The organism is Acetobacter fallax (assembly GCF_011516735.1).
Taxonomy (GTDB): Bacteria; Pseudomonadota; Alphaproteobacteria; order Acetobacterales; family Acetobacteraceae; genus Acetobacter; species Acetobacter fallax.
The window spans coordinates 37,267-51,440 of record NZ_WOSX01000024.1 but is presented as its reverse complement, the minus strand read 5'-3'; the positions used below and the strand labels follow the sequence as shown (position 1 = coordinate 51,440).

Here is a 14,174-nt window from a genome sequence, read left to right as displayed (position 1 = left end):
AGGGCTCGGGTCATACGGGCCGGCCTCCATACCGGCACATAGTATGAATCAGATTTCGACCAGTATGGGAATCCTTAAAATGAACCTATTAGATCGGATTGTGCTCTAGCGTTCATTGTACGACTTGCGCACGACAAATCTCCCCACCCGTCAAGCACAACGTCTAAGGCAGGCGGAGAAGCCGAGGCTCTTGGAGGCGTTCGAACTAACCGCCGAATGCCTGCCGCAGGGGCTCATACTCTTGCTCAAGCATCATTTTAACCAAAAGATCGGGGGGTATCGACAGATACCAGCTTTGTGACTGACATGTAGGGAAAAAACTCATTCACCGTCGCGAACGTGGGGATGATCTGATTATCGCCCAAGGTCGTTTCCACAGCCGCGCCGATCCAATCTTCGGGCAGAGGGTGGAGCGCATTGGGATTACGGATCAAGTCCGTGCCTTGGCGCCAATCTTCCGGTGGGGCAGTCGGGTCGCCGACCTCATACACGAACGATTTAGGTCTGATCGCCATAGGATCCCAGTCATAGTATGTGCCATATCGGAACATATGAAATTTGTTTGTCGCGTGTCCCCGCAACTGACCCATCCTGTTGAACTTGGCGACTGTTCCGCTATTAACGAAAAGTACAGCCGAAATGTATTCGGCGTTTTCCTGCAAGAAAAATCCCGAAGGAATTTCCTTCGAACCTACATGTTTTTCGACCCGCGACTTCCCGATATCGAGTTTACCGTTATATGCCTTGGACCAAGTTGCCTCCGCGCCGAATAGATAAGTGATAAGAGGAGAAGAGCTGATGGACAGCGACCCGTCAGTATGGAAATCCTCAATTGCGAGAACCAGCGGCTTGTCTTTCACATGGGGCAGTTCCCAGTATCTTTTTTTCAGCTTGGAATAGAGTGGGCACCCAAACGGATCGGGATTTCGTGTTGGTGGTAGAAGATCGCCTCGGTCATTGATCTTGGCTTGGGAAATGCCTGATAAGGTTTGCCACCTATACCGTCGGGAGGGTTGGCAGTGACGGCCTCAACAAAAACCTCGAAGCCATCTTTCTTGAGCAGGAAGTCTGGCCGGTCATAATTCCGGACGAGTTCATGCCCCTGCTCTTCGAACATGGCCGAAAGGAACAGTTCGAATGTACGTGCGTCGAACCCCGTGGACTGGAACTGCTCCACAAAATTACCGTCGACATCTGCGAATAAATTTGCAAGTTCGTCCATCATCGCGCGAGCTGGAGCGTAACCCAGCAAGTCCCGCAGGTTGACGTATTGCGGGTGTAATTTCTTGTCGGCGACGACCTGCCTGAATAGGTCCATACTGAAATCTTTCTGTCTTAACGATCTGCATCCTTACCACAGGGCCGATCATCGTTTTACTTTCCTCGATCATCAGACCGTTTCTGTTGATCTCGCCATTCTAATAAGCGGCAGTAGACCGTCGGCTGTCGGCCCAACTTGGTCAGGAGATCGCGCTGCTCATGTCCGCTATGGCGGCGGCTCTCTGAGGGCACGTATGACCGAGATGAGGCGAAAGCCGACATACTTTCTGAAGGTTTCCAAAGGCGCGCCTTTGGCGGGGTGCGGGGCGGAGCCCCCGCTTTCTTTCTTCCCGCCAGTCCTTAGCTCCCGGTGTCGCTCCCTGGGGCGCCGGTGAGGTCGATGATCCAGCGGGCGGTGGATTCACCGAGGAGTTTGTAGCCGAAATCGCCCATGTGGAGGTTGTCGGGGGAGAGGGTTTCGCGGGTGATGTTATATTCGGCGCACCATGATTTCATGTGGCGGTAGCGGTCGAAGAAGGGGACGCCCATTTCGAGGGCGAGGGCGGGGACGGCATCGCGAAAGGCGGGGAAGGATGGGGCGTCTTCCAGCATTTTGCACCATTGCGGGCCGATCATGGCGAGGTCGCTGCCGTGGCGGCGGAGGGTGCTGAGATCGTCGCGGGACAGGTCGATGAAGGTGGCGACCGGGGCGTTTCGCAGGACGTCGTTTGTGCCGCCCTGCCAGATGACGAGATCGGCTTTGTCGTCGATGACCTGCTGAAGACGGTCGTGCATTTCGTGGGCGCCGTTGCCGCCGATGCCGCGATTGATGACGGTGAGGCCGCCGGGGGCGTAAGGGGCGAAGGTGCGTTCGAAGACCGGGCCGAAGCCGTTTTCGGGGGTGCTGGCGCCGATGCCTTCCACGGTGGAGGAGCCGAACAGACAGATGCGGACGGGTTCTCCGGCTAAGAGCAGGCGTGTGAAGTGGGGAAAATGGGTCATGCTGAGGGGCTCCTCGGAATGGGGCGGGCCTGTTTATTATTAATCAATTTTGCAGGGCGGGCGAAGTTTCTGAGGCCGGAGCGACATCAGGCTGCGGCTCTGGCGCGGGCGCGATCCCGGTTGCGCTTGCGTTCATAGACGACGGTGACGCCGTAGAGGATGGCGAGTCCTGCGATGTTGATGGTGATCTGGAGCAGCCAGGCGTCGCCGAAGGTGGTGAAGATCAGGCGGCCGAACAGATCGAGGATGGTGCCGACGGTGAACACTTCGAGTGAGTGGCGTCCGCAGAGTGCGAGGGCCTGACCGAAGCGGGTTTCCGCGAAACGGCGGGCGAGGGTGGAGGACTGCACGAGGTAGAAGATGGCCATGACATCCAGCAGGCGCAGCGGGGCGAGGGTGCTTTTGTCGGGCGAGGGCAGGGCGAAGGGGGTGAGGGTGGGGAGATCCCATTGTGCCCAGGGGAAGGCTTCGATCAGGGAGAAGGTGAGGTAGAGGCCGCAGAGTGCTTTCAGCCAGGTGAAGGAGGGCAGATCCCCGTTGTGGCGGCTGGCTTCGATGGCGCCGGAGGCGCCGAGGACGAACAGGAACTGCCAGGCGAGCGGGTCAAAATACCAGCCGTCGGGGTCGAGCCAGTTGGGGAAATTGATCCCTGGATCGATGTTGATGAGCGCCCAGAGGGCCATGCTGAGGGCGAGGGCGAGGAAGCGGTTGGCGCGGATGAGCAGGTAGATGAGGGGGAACGCTGCCAGCAGCACCATGTAGAGCGGCAGGATGTTGAGATTGGATGGCAGGGCGTCGAGCACCATGACGCGCCAGAAGCTGTCGAAGCCGTGGGCGAGTTCGGGTTCGAGGAAATCGACGGGGACGGGGGAGTAATTGCGCCAGGTGCGGATGGTGACGACGCAGACGATGAGCATGAGGGTCTGGGCGAGGTAGAGCCGGCCGCATCGTTTTGCGATGCGGATCAGGGTGACGTTCGCGCCGTTTTTGGCGAAGCCGCGTCCGTAGGCGAGCCAGGAGGCGTATCCGGCGAGGAGGACGAAGATTTCGGCGGCGTCGGCGAATCCGAGATTGCGCAGGGTGAACCGGTTGAGGAGGTTCTGCGGCATGTGATCGACGAACATCATGAGCAGGGCGATGCCGCGGAGGGCATCGACCCGATGGTCGCGGGTGTGGGCTTTGCCGGCGGTCTCTGATGTTGCCTGGGTGGCGGTGCGTATGCGCGCGCCTGCTGTCGCATCCGTCTGGCTGCCGGAGCGGTCTGTTTCGAAGGTCTGGGTAGCGGAGGAAGACGTGACTGTCATATCCTGTCCTGCACGGTGCCCTTTCCGGTCGCGGGCGGGGAGGCATGATGTCTATCGGGCTCTGGCTCATGGATAGCCAGCGTAGTTTCGCTTTCTTACACTACGGATCATGCGCTGATGGCCCCATATTGCACGCAGGGCTGTTAAGCGCGGGTGGCAGGCGGCTGTAATTTTCGCCATACACCGCAGATGACACAGAAAAAGGGCAAGGTCATGACGGAGATGCACGGTCCTGCACGGGAAGACGTTGAGCGTGTTCTTGGCGGGATGATCGACGGGGCCATCGGAAAGCGGTTGCCGGATCTTGCCCGGGTTGAGGCCTGTTCTGTTGCGGATGGCCGGCTTCGGGTCACGCTGGCTGTGCCGGCTGATCTGGCGCCGCGGCTTGGCGAGACGGTTGCGCGGGCGGAGGATGCTCTTTCGACGGCATTCGCGCCGCTGACGGCCTCGATTCTGCTGACGGCTCATCGGGAGGCTCCGGGGGCGGCGGCACCGGCGCAAGGTGCGGCACAGGGCGGCGGCGGGCACAGGCCGCTGGGTGGTGTGGGACGCAAGCCGGCGGCGGGCGAGCCGGCGCGGCTTCTGGAGCATGTTGGCGTTGTGATTGCGGTTGCGTCCGGCAAGGGTGGTGTTGGCAAATCCACGACGGCGGTTAATCTGGCTGTCGGGCTGGGGATGGAGGGGTTGTCCGTCGGGCTGATGGATGCGGATGTTCATGGTCCTTCGCTGCCCCGGATGCTGGGCACGGTCGGGCAGCCGGAGGTGCGTGACGGTTTGCTGATTCCGGTTCAGGCCTGGGGGATCAGCGCCATGTCGATCGGCATGCTGGTGGATGAGACGCAGGCCATGATCTGGCGCGGGCCGATGGTGATGGGCGCGATCAGTCAGTTGCTTGGCGATGTGGCGTGGGGGGCGCTGGATGTTCTGGTGATCGACATGCCGCCGGGCACGGGTGACGCGCAGCTGACGCTGGCGCAGAAGGCGGTTCTTACGGGGGCGATCATTGTATCTACCCCGCAGGATATTGCGTTGCTGGATGCGCGGCGCGGCATTGCGATGTTTGAGAAGACCAGGGTGCCGGTGCTCGGTCTTGTCGAGAACATGTCGTATTTCTGCTGCCCGAATTGTGGTCATCGGACGGAGCTGTTTGGTCATGGGGGGGCTCGGGATGAGGCGATGCGGCTGAATGTGCCGTTCCTGGGTGAAATTCCGTTACTGGCCGATATTCGGGCGAGTGCTGACAGTGGTGTGCCGATTACGATCGGGGCGCCGGAGAGTGAGGCGGCGCAGGCTTACCGGATGCTGGCGGCGACGGTTGCCGGCACGATCAGGCGTGTGAGCCGGCTCCCTCCTGTGTGAGGGGGAGGGGCGTTTTGTGGCGGGTGTTGCGGTGATCAGAAAGACGGATTGGTGAATGAGGCGTCGGCCTGACTTCAGAAAGTGCTGTGTCGCGGGGCTGGCTCTGGTTCTTTGCGGGGTTTCTGGCGCGGGGATGGCGCAGGACGCCAGCGGGTCGCATCGCGGGGGGACGCTGAAGCTGGTGGCCTCCGGCTCTGCCGGGACACTTGATCCGCAGATCAACTATTCGGCGCAATATATTGATCTGTTTGCGAATGTTTATGATGGTCTCACCGGATTTCGGAAGGTGCGCGGAAAGGGTGGCAACGATGTCGTGGCGGATCTCGCGGAGGCTCTGCCTGTGCCGCGGGATGGCGGACGGACATGGGTGTTTACGCTGCGCCAGGGGGTACGGTTTTCGAACGGGCGTGAGGTGACGGTTGCGGATGTTGTGGCCTCGATGCGGAGATTGTTTCGTGTCGGGTCGCCGACGGCGGGTGCGTTTTACTCCGCGATTGCCGGTGCTGATCTTTGCATGAAGGAGGCGGCGCGCTGCACGCTTGAGAGGGGTGTGGTCGCGGATACGGAACGGCGCACAGTGACTTTTCATCTGATGCAGCCTGACAATGAATTTTTGCAGAAGCTGGCTTTTATTCATGCCAGTATTCTTCCGGCGGAGACGCCGGATCATGACGTTGGCAATGTGCCGGCGACTGGCACGGGGCCGTACCGGGTTGTCTCCTATGATCCGAATGGCGGCATGAAGCTGGAGCGCAACCCCTGGTTCCGGCTCTGGAGCGAGGATGCGCAGCCGGACGGGTATGCGGATCATATTGACTACAGCTTCGGGCTTCCGGATGAGAGCGCGGTGACGGCGGTTGAGAATGGCCAGTATGACTGGATGTATGATCAGTTGCCGCTGGACCGGCTTGGTGAGCTTGGGTCGCGTTTTACTGCCCAGACCCATGTGAGTCCGCATCCTGTTGCGTATTTCGCACCGCTGAATGTGAATATTCCGCCGTTTTCGGAGGAAAAGGCGCGGCAGGCCGTGAACTATGCGATGGGTCGCAGGGCGATGGTCATTTTCTATGGGGGGACGGCGCTGGCCAGGCCGCTCTGTGACATGATTCCGTCGGCGATCGAGGGGCATACGGACGCCTGTCCGTATTCCCGGGATGCTGATGCGGATCATCCGGCGGCGCGGTGGGAGGCGCCTGATCTGGAGCGGGCCAGGCAGCTTGTGCGGGAAAGTGGCACGGCTGGTCAGAAGGTGACGGTGGTTGTGGCGAATGGCAGTGTGGATCTCGCCATGGGCAATTACATGCGGAATACGCTGGAGGAGATCGGCTATAAGGCTTCGGTCAGGCCGCTCAGTCCCGGGGTGATGTTTCCCTATATTCAGAACAGTTCAAATCATGTTCAGATTTCTCTGAAGAGCTGGGCGGCGGATTATCCTTCGCCGTCGAATTTCCTCGATGCGCTGCTTGGCTGTGAGAATTTTCATCCAGGTTCGGATAGTTCGATCAATATGCCGGGGTTTTGTGACAGGACGATTCAGGCGATCATGGATCGGGCGAAGTCAGATGTGTCGCTTTCACCGGAGCAGACGCTTGCTCTCTGGCGTCAGGCTGATGAGCTGGTGATGCGGCGGTCGCCGATTGCGCCGGTCATTGAGATGAATGTTGTATCGCTGACATCCCGGCGTCTGGGTAATTTCTTCTATACGAATGTTTATGGGTTGTTGTTCTCGAAAGTCTGGGTTCAGTAAAACCCGGCCCTGAAAAAAAGACCGGGCGAACCCGGCCTTTCTTCACAGTCATCCACGTTCAGGACGGGATATCTGTTCTATTGGTATCAGTTGGAAGAAGACGACTCAGGCGTGCTGGTTGCGGCGGCCTTTTCTTTCTTCTTGTGGTGATGGTGCTTGCCGTGATGCTTCTTCTTTTCCGTGGACTTGCCGGTTTCGTCTGTCGCGGCAGGGGCGGTCGTTGCTGTGTCAGGTGCGGCTGCGGTCGGCGCGGCAGGCGGAACGGCCGCGGCGGCTGGTGCAGCGGCCGGGGCCTCTGTGGTCTGCGCGAAAGCCGGAACTGCGGTTGCGCCGGTCAGAGCGATCAGGGACAGCGCCGCAAAAAGGCGAGATGACTTCATGGAACAGTCTCCAGTAAACAAAACCAGGCTCCGATGGTGGTCGCGGAAGCATCCGTGACGGTCCGGAGCCAGTTACAATCGGATTTACCATGCGGATTTGGTTCTGTCTCGAATTAATTTTTCATTATGGGGAGTGTTTTCAGAGGGAAGCGCCTTAATTTCAGCGTAATCATAGTATGGCAAGGTGCGAATTCATTGCAGTGCATATGTGATTATTTTAATTACAGGATGGAAATTAAAAAGAGTGTCATCTGTTGATGAATGAAATCAATGGGTTATTGTTTCGTAACTGGATTGAAGTGCGGGGTTCAGGCTTCTGTGCCAGCCGGGCGGGCGAGCAGGCGCGCGATCGCGTCTTTCACGGTGAGTTCGCCTGCGACGAGGCTGGCCACGCTGTCGATGACGGGGACCGAAACATTTTTCCGGTGTGCGAGTTCGGCCAGGGCGCCGGCTGTGGGGACGCCTTCCGCCACGCCGCCGAGTGTGGCGAGGGTTTCGTTCAGTGTCAGGCCGGAGCCAAGTGCGGCGCCGGTGCGAAAATTGCGTGAGGCTTCTCCTGTGCAGGTCAGCAGAAGATCACCCATGCCGGCCAGTCCTGCGATGGTCGCGGGCAGTCCGCCGGTTGCGGCGGCCAGTCTTCCGATCTCGGTGAGGCCGCGTGTGACGAGCGCGGCGCGGGCGTTCTCACCGAGGCCGGCACCGATGGTGGCGCCTGCGGCGATGGCGATGACGTTTTTGGCTGCACCGCCAAGCTGCACACCTGCTGTATCCGTGCTGTCGTAGAGTCGGAATGTGAGGGTTCCGAGCCTGTCGGCCAGTGTGCGGGCGAGGGCGGGTTCTTTTGAGGCGATGACGGAGGCGGCGGGGAGGCCGGCGGCGATTTCATGGGCGAAATTGGGCCCTGACAGCACGGCGCCGGTGAGATCGGGGCGGATGTCGTGCAGGATATCGAGCGGGAAGCGCAGGCTGTGGGGTTCGATGCCTTTGCAGCAGAGGACGACCGGCGCTGTGGTTTCAAGCTGCGTGAGGGTGCTTCGGAGATACTGCGTGGGGACGGCGACGAGCACCATGCCAGTGTTTTCGGGGCCTGCGTTTTCGGGCATGTCGTTGCTGACCGTCACCTGAGCGGGGAGCGGGTGGGCGGGCAGACGCGGCATGGCGCCGTTCGGGAGGCGTGACGCGGGGTTGCGTGCCCGGAGGTGGACGGGGGCACCGGTTCTCGCGGCCTGGAGTGTCAGCGCCAGCCCCCATGATCCCGCACCGATGACTACGATCTGTTTCATTCCGGCACGACCCATTCGACGGTGGCTCTGGTTTCGGTTTCACCGAGATATGGACACAGGGCGTTGAGAATGGAACGGGCGTCCTCCTCAAACTGGTATGGCGGATTGGCGATGAGCAGGCCGCAGCCATTCAGTCGGGTCGGGTCGAGCGGCGGACGGAGGGTGAGTTCGGCGGTCAGCAGGTTTCGTTGTCCGGCATCCTTCAGGGCGTGGAGGAAGGCTCTCGGAGGTGCGCCGTGTTTGATCGGATACCAGGCGGCGACGATGCCGGCGGGGAAGCGGGTCCGGGCTTCGATCACGGCGTGAGTCAGGCGGGCGAATTCGTCCCGCTGTTCAAAGGGCGGGTCCATCAGCACGAGGCCGCGTTTCGCGGTGCGGGGTGGGAGCAGGGCGGCGATGGCGGCGTAGGCGTCGCGGCCGTGGACGGAGACGGCGGGGTTGTTGCGGAACAGGGATTTCAGGCTGCGCTGGTCTTCCGGGTGCAGTTCACAGCAGGTGAGGGTGTCGCCGGGACGGAGGAGTTTTGCGACCAGTTCGGGGGAGCCGGGATAGAACAGTTTTCCGTCATGCGCCCGGATGATGTCCCGCACGACATTGAGCCAGGGTTGCAGCGACGCCAGAGCCGGTGTGGCGGGGTCGGTGTCGAGCAGGCGGCCGATGCCGTCGCGCCACTCGCCGGTTGACTGAGCCTGCGGGCCGGAGAGGTCGTAGGTGCCGATGCCGGCATGGGTGTCGAGCACGGAGAAGGGCGTGGACTTGCGGCGCAGGGCGCTGATGAGGGCGGTCAGCAGCGCGTGTTTCATGACGTCCGCGAAGTTTCCCGCGTGGTAGGCGTGTCGGTAGTTCAACGTTTTTTATCCGGGCAGGCTTGTCGCAATGGCGTGAGTATACACCCTGTGCGGGGTCATCACGAAACCAGTATGGTTTCGGCTTGTGAACGGCCTGTTCCTCGGGCATCGTCGGGGCCGGATTATGGCCCGAAACGGTGTGTCGCGGGTCTGGACTGATCCTCATGCAAAGAGGCCTGCCGCAATGAAAACAGTGTTTTTCGCCGGATTTATGGTTGTTGTTACTGCGACGGCAGCCGTTGCGCCGTCCATGATTGTGAGCACTGCCGTTGCGGCTTCGTGTCGGGACGACAAGGGCAAATTTATCAAATGTCCGCCGCAGAAGCCGGTGAAGTGTCGTGATGCTAAAGGGCGTTATACGAAATGCACGACAGATGGCGGCAGCGCGGGCTGATATGAAAAAGATGAAACGGCTGGCGCTTGGGCTGGCTCTGGGCGTTTGTTTTTCCGCGTTCGGTGTGGTGACGGCCGATCGGGCCGATGCTGCCGGTCAGGCCCGCAAGGTGATTGTGGATGATGACGGTTTTGGCATCGCGCAATGGCTTCTTTTGCAGTCGCCTGACGTGGATGTGCTGGGTGTTGCCGTGGTCAGCGGTGATTTCTGGCGGGATGAGGGGGTTGCACAGGCTCTGCGTGGTCTGGAGCTTGCGCACCGGACGGATGTTCCGGTTCTGAAAGGGGCGGTTTATCCGCTGCTCAATTCTGAAAAGCTGACGGATCGCTGGGAAGCGCTCTATGGCAAGCTGGTGTGGAAGGGCGCGTGGATGAAGCGCTGGGTTGAGCCGACCGCGCAGGCTGCCCCGCCTTATCATGCGGCTGATGTTGTGCCTGATCTTCCTGAGGGCAACCCGACCACGAAGGCTTCGGGTGAGCCGGCCGTTCTGTTCATGATCCGGAAGGTTCATGAGTTTCCGGGACAGGTCACGATTATTGCGACTGGTCCGATGACCGATCTCGCACTGGCGCAGCGTCTTGATCCGTCTTTTGCCGGGCTGGCGCGGGAGCTGGTTTATATGGGGGGCAGCCTCAATCCGCAGCGGGTGCGCAATGATCTCGATGCCGTGCAGTTTGCGCGCGAATTCTCGAATTCTCCGCGAAGGGAGTTCAATTTTCGTTTCGATCCTGAGGCGGCGAGTATTGTGTTGCGGGCGCCGTGGCGGCGGATTGTCGCCATTCCGGCTGATCCTTCGACGGCCACGGAGCTGACGCCTGAGTTTCTGCGTCGTCTGGCGGCGGCAAATCCGGCGTTTGCGGACGTGCTGAAGAAGCGGGCGCCTGGTTTTCCGCTATGGGATGAGATTGCCGCGGCGGTCTGGCTTGATCCGAAGCTGATCACGAAGAGTGAGGAGCTTTATGTTGATGTGAACAGCCAGTTCGGGGCTGGATATGGGGACACGTTGTCCTGGCAGCCGGGGTATCAGCCGGATCTGGATGAGCAGAAAGAGACGGTTGTGAGGACTGTTGATGTGCGCGGGCTTGAGCAGAAGATTGTTGATATCCTGAGTCGCAGGGTGCCGCCGGCGAAGTGATGCCGGTGGGTGCGGTTCGTCTTCAGTTAAGTGTTGTGATGTGAGGCAAAGCGCGCCTTTGCCCCGAAGCCCGGCAAAGGTCGCAGACCTTTGGAAAGGCGCTGTTGTTGTTACGTGTTGGCTCCCTCCCAGGGCTTTGCCCTGGAACCCACCAAAGGTCACAGACCTTTGGAAACCATTTTATTATTAATCAATCGGGGTGCAGGGGCCTGCGGTCCCTGGCGGGTTCGGGCAGAGCCCGGATTCTGCTAACCCGTTGAAAAATCACAGATCAACACGTAATAACAACAGAGCCTATGCAAACAGTTTGATTTTAACAGACCGGGGTGACGGGGACTGCGGGCCCTGCCGGGTAAATCTGATGCCCTCAGGCTGGTGAGCTTTGTTCAAGCCGCTCAAGCAGCGAGAATCCTGTCTGTCTGAATGTTTCCTCGCCGTAACGCGACAGCACCAGGTTTCGCGCGCTGGTACCCATTTCTGCGAGAGCGTCTGGTCTGCTCAGGGCATGATGTAAGGCTGATGCCAGAGCTTCGGGATTTCGGGGCGGGACATGCCAGCCGGTGACGCCGTTCTCGATGGAATAAGTCATCTCACCGACTCTGGAGCCGATGACGGGAAGGCCGGCAAGCATGGCTTCGTGGGCTGCGATGCAGAAGCCTTCCCAGCGCGACGGTTGCAGGTAGAGATGAAGGCTGGTCAGAAACTGCTCTGTGTGGGCTGTGAAGCCGGGCAGATGAACGCGGTCGCTGAGACCGTGCTGTGTGATGAGGGTTTCAAGCCGGGAGCGTTCCTGGCCTTCTCCGGCGATGATCAGTTCGAAGCGGGGGAGATCGGCGGTTTTCAGCAGGGCAAGGGCCTGGAGCAGTTCGGCATACCCTTTCACCGGGTGCAGGCGCCCGAGGGAGCCAAGGCGCAGGGGCTCGCCCTGTGTCCAGGGAGTGGCTCTGGCCGTGGAGGCTTTCGCGCAGAAAATGGGCCAGCAGGCGAGGCGGGACGGGGGAATGGACAGGGATTGTCTCGTGATTTCGGTGACGTAGCGGGAATCGCCGATCCAGAGGCACGACAGGTTGCGCGTCATGCGGAGGAGCAGGCGGTTGCCGGGTTTGAGGCGTGCGGAGTGCTGCCAGCTAGCAACGGGAACTCTGAGGCGTCGTCCGGCCAGCTGGCCGAAAATTGTGGCGCGGGTCAGCGAGGTCCAGAGATGCGTTGGCTGCCAGGCTTTTAGCGTTTGCATGAGCCAGCGGAAGGCATCGAGGTGGTCGTGCGGACTGGCCTGACACGTGAAGACGTCCAGCCCGGCGGCCCGCATGGGAGGTTCGGCGAGTCCGTCACGTCTGGTGAGGGCAAAGATCGCGACGTCGTGTCCGGCTTCGCGAAAGACGCGGGTGATGGACGGAACGGGGAAGGCTGCGCCCCCGCCTTCAAGCGAGTTGATCACATAAGCGATACGCATGGTCGGGATTGGCACCTTCGGGGGGCGTGAAGTCAAGACCGTGCGGCACCGTATAACATTGCTCTTTCGATTTCATCCTGGCGGCGGGCGGTTTATAGGGTGGGGCAATTACGGGGAGTTCGGTCATTGTCTATACTGCGTTCGCGTCGTTTTCCGGCGGCAGGTTTGTCTGCCTCTTTTCTGTCTCTTCTGATGGCGGGGTTTTCTCTTCCCTGTTTTGCGGCGGAGACAGCGGGGACTGCCGCTCACCAGACGGAGGGTGATCCGGCAACTGATATGGCGCGCGCGATTCCGGCGCGGCATGAGACATCAGGCAGCGTGACGGTCGGGGGGAAAGCGATCAGCTACCGTGCGGTTGCGGGGACTCTGATTGTTCATCCGCAGGGTTGGGACGATTCTGACGGGGTTATTGCAGCGCGAACCGGGGTGAAGCCGGACGTGAAGCCGGATGCGAAGGCTGATGACAGCAATCCCGATGCGACGGCGGCGATCTTCTATGTGGCGTATTTCAAAAAGGATGCGAAGGCGGAGGACCGGCCGATCACGTTTGTTTATAACGGAGGTCCGGGTTCGGCGACTGTCTGGCTGCATATGGGGGCTTTTGGTCCACGCCGGATCGTGACGATGAACGACACGCATGATCCCGCGGCGCCTTATAAGCTGGTGAACAATGACTCCAGTCTTCTGGATGTCAGTGATCTTGTGTTTATTGATGCACCCGGCACCGGGTTTGGCAGGGTCACGGGCAAGGACAGGAAGAAAGCGTTCTGGGGTGTGGACGCTGACGGACGGGCGTTTGCGAATTTCATTACGCAGTTTCTGGCTGTTTACGGACGTTATAATTCACCGAAATTTCTGTTTGGTGAGAGCTATGGCACGATGCGGTCGGCTGTCGTGGTGAATGATCTGCAGAATGACGATAATATTGATTTCAACGGTGTAATCCTGCTTTCGCAGATTCTTAGTTATGACAACGATGTTGACGAACCCAGGATGAATCCTGGCAATGATCAGCCTTATGTTCTGGCGTTGCCGACCTATGCCGCGACGGCCTGGTATCATCATCGTCTGCCGGCTCATACGGGGGCGCTCAGGCCGCTCCTGAACGAGGTCGAAAAATTTGCCAGTACGGATTATCTTCTGGCGTTGCAGCAGGGATCTGATCTGAGCGTGGATCGGCGCAGGGTGATTGCGGAAAAGCTGCACGATTACACGGGGCTTCCCGTGGATTATATTCTGCGGGCTAATCTGCGGATTGATGGTGGTGAGTTCGAGAAGACGTTGCAGGGGGATTCCGACATGACCACGGGCCGCCTCGATACGCGCTTTTCGGGGCCGACGCTTGATCCGATGAGCGAGAGTTCGGAATATGATCCGCAGTCATCAGCGCTCAGTTCAGCCTATGTTTCGGCTTTTAATGATTACTCCCGCAAGGTTCTTGGATTTGGCCAGGGGCAGACCTATGTGCCCGGGATCAATATAGAGTGGGAAACGAAGCATGCGGTTCCTGGCATGGAGCACTCTGATGGCGCACCGAATGTGATGCCGGATCTGGCTTATGCGATGAAGACGAATCCGACGCTCAAGGTTATGCTGAATGCTGGCTTCTATGATCTTGCGACGCCCTATTATGAGGGGATTTACGAGATGAAGCATGTGCCGATTCCGGAAAAGCTGCGGTCGAATATCGAATTTGCGCAGTATGAATCGGGGCATATGGTTTATGCGAACGAGGCGGCGCTGAAGCAGCTTCATGATAACGTGGCGGGGTTTATTCGTCGGTCATCGGGTGGAGTTGAGGCGGGGAGCCACTGAAGCGGGCTCTGTCCGTGCCCGGAAGGGGGCGGACCCCTTCACCCCGATCAGTTGAGTAACAGGCTGGTTTCCAGAGGCTCTGTTGTCATTAAGCGTTGATCTGTGATTTTTCAAAGGGCTGGCGGAATTCGGGCTCTGCCCGAACCCGGCAGGGACCGCAGGCCCCTGCACCCCGATTGATTAATAATAAAATG

The 14,174-nt window shown here is 59.7% G+C and carries 13 protein-coding genes; 5 read left to right on the top strand and 8 right to left on the bottom strand.

The window, feature by feature from the left end:
• Positions 1-257 precede the first annotated feature (257 nt).
• The 4 genes from GOB85_RS12090 to GOB85_RS12075 form a co-directional block, all read right to left on the bottom strand.
• The gene (locus GOB85_RS12090) at positions 258-860 is read right to left on the bottom strand and encodes a hypothetical protein (RefSeq protein ID WP_173577670.1); all 603 of its coding nucleotides are present in this window, start codon (positions 858-860) and stop codon (positions 258-260) included.
• Between the two features lie 26 nt (positions 861-886).
• Positions 887-1,318, bottom strand: a complete 432-nt coding sequence (locus GOB85_RS12085; protein WP_173577671.1) for a hypothetical protein — start codon at positions 1,316-1,318, stop codon at positions 887-889.
• A gap of 302 nt (positions 1,319-1,620) precedes the next feature.
• Complete coding sequence (locus tag GOB85_RS12080) at positions 1,621-2,262, bottom strand: SGNH/GDSL hydrolase family protein (RefSeq protein WP_173577672.1); 642 nt, start codon at positions 2,260-2,262, stop codon at positions 1,621-1,623.
• A gap of 86 nt (positions 2,263-2,348) precedes the next feature.
• The gene (locus GOB85_RS12075; protein ID WP_173577673.1) at positions 2,349-3,566 is read right to left on the bottom strand and encodes an OpgC family protein; all 1,218 of its coding nucleotides are present in this window, start codon (positions 3,564-3,566) and stop codon (positions 2,349-2,351) included.
• 213 nt (positions 3,567-3,779) lie between these two features.
• Between GOB85_RS12075 and GOB85_RS12070 the strand changes: the two genes are divergently transcribed.
• Together GOB85_RS12070 and GOB85_RS12065 are read left to right on the top strand one after the other, a co-directional pair.
• A complete protein-coding gene (locus tag GOB85_RS12070; RefSeq protein WP_408737070.1) occupies positions 3,780-4,925 on the top strand; it encodes an Mrp/NBP35 family ATP-binding protein in 1,146 nt (381 codons plus the stop codon).
• 55 nt (positions 4,926-4,980) lie between these two features.
• The gene (locus GOB85_RS12065; RefSeq protein WP_173577674.1) at positions 4,981-6,672 is read left to right on the top strand and encodes an ABC transporter substrate-binding protein; all 1,692 of its coding nucleotides are present in this window, start codon (positions 4,981-4,983) and stop codon (positions 6,670-6,672) included.
• An 86-nt stretch (positions 6,673-6,758) separates the two neighbouring features.
• Here GOB85_RS12065 and GOB85_RS12060 read toward each other — a convergent pair whose 3' ends face one another.
• The 3 genes from GOB85_RS12060 to GOB85_RS12050 all read right to left on the bottom strand — a co-directional run bounded on the left by GOB85_RS12060 (position 6,759) and on the right by GOB85_RS12050 (position 9,183).
• On the bottom strand, positions 6,759-7,052 hold the full coding sequence (locus tag GOB85_RS12060; RefSeq protein WP_173577675.1) for a hypothetical protein: 294 nt from the start codon (positions 7,050-7,052) through the stop codon (positions 6,759-6,761).
• Positions 7,053-7,360: 308 nt separating this feature from the next.
• A complete protein-coding gene (locus GOB85_RS12055; protein ID WP_173577676.1) occupies positions 7,361-8,335 on the bottom strand; it encodes an NAD(P)H-dependent glycerol-3-phosphate dehydrogenase in 975 nt (324 codons plus the stop codon).
• Positions 8,332-9,183 (bottom strand): 23S rRNA (adenine(2030)-N(6))-methyltransferase RlmJ, encoded by an 852-nt coding sequence (locus GOB85_RS12050; RefSeq protein WP_242011481.1) that lies wholly within the window; start codon positions 9,181-9,183, stop codon positions 8,332-8,334. Before GOB85_RS12050 ends, GOB85_RS12055 begins: the two co-directional genes overlap by 4 nt.
• A 184-nt stretch (positions 9,184-9,367) precedes the next feature.
• Here GOB85_RS12050 and GOB85_RS12045 point away from each other — a divergent pair, with 184 nt between their 5' ends.
• Positions 9,368-9,577, top strand: coding sequence for a hypothetical protein (locus GOB85_RS12045; RefSeq protein ID WP_242011480.1), 210 nt, complete (start codon positions 9,368-9,370; stop codon positions 9,575-9,577).
• Position 9,578: 1 nt separating this feature from the next.
• Positions 9,579-10,712, top strand: a complete 1,134-nt coding sequence (locus GOB85_RS12040) for a nucleoside hydrolase (RefSeq protein ID WP_242011479.1) — start codon at positions 9,579-9,581, stop codon at positions 10,710-10,712.
• Between the two features lie 367 nt (positions 10,713-11,079).
• Here the strand turns inward: GOB85_RS12040 and GOB85_RS12035 are convergent, their stop codons facing one another.
• Positions 11,080-12,165 carry a glycosyltransferase family 4 protein gene (locus GOB85_RS12035; protein ID WP_173577706.1) on the bottom strand — a complete coding sequence of 362 codons (1,086 nt, stop codon included), beginning with the start codon at positions 12,163-12,165 and terminating at the stop codon, positions 11,080-11,082.
• A 192-nt stretch (positions 12,166-12,357) separates the two neighbouring features.
• Here GOB85_RS12035 and GOB85_RS12030 point away from each other — a divergent pair, with 192 nt between their 5' ends.
• Complete coding sequence (locus GOB85_RS12030) at positions 12,358-13,980, top strand: S10 family peptidase (protein WP_173577707.1); 1,623 nt, start codon at positions 12,358-12,360, stop codon at positions 13,978-13,980.
• Positions 13,981-14,174: the final 194 nt, after the last annotated feature.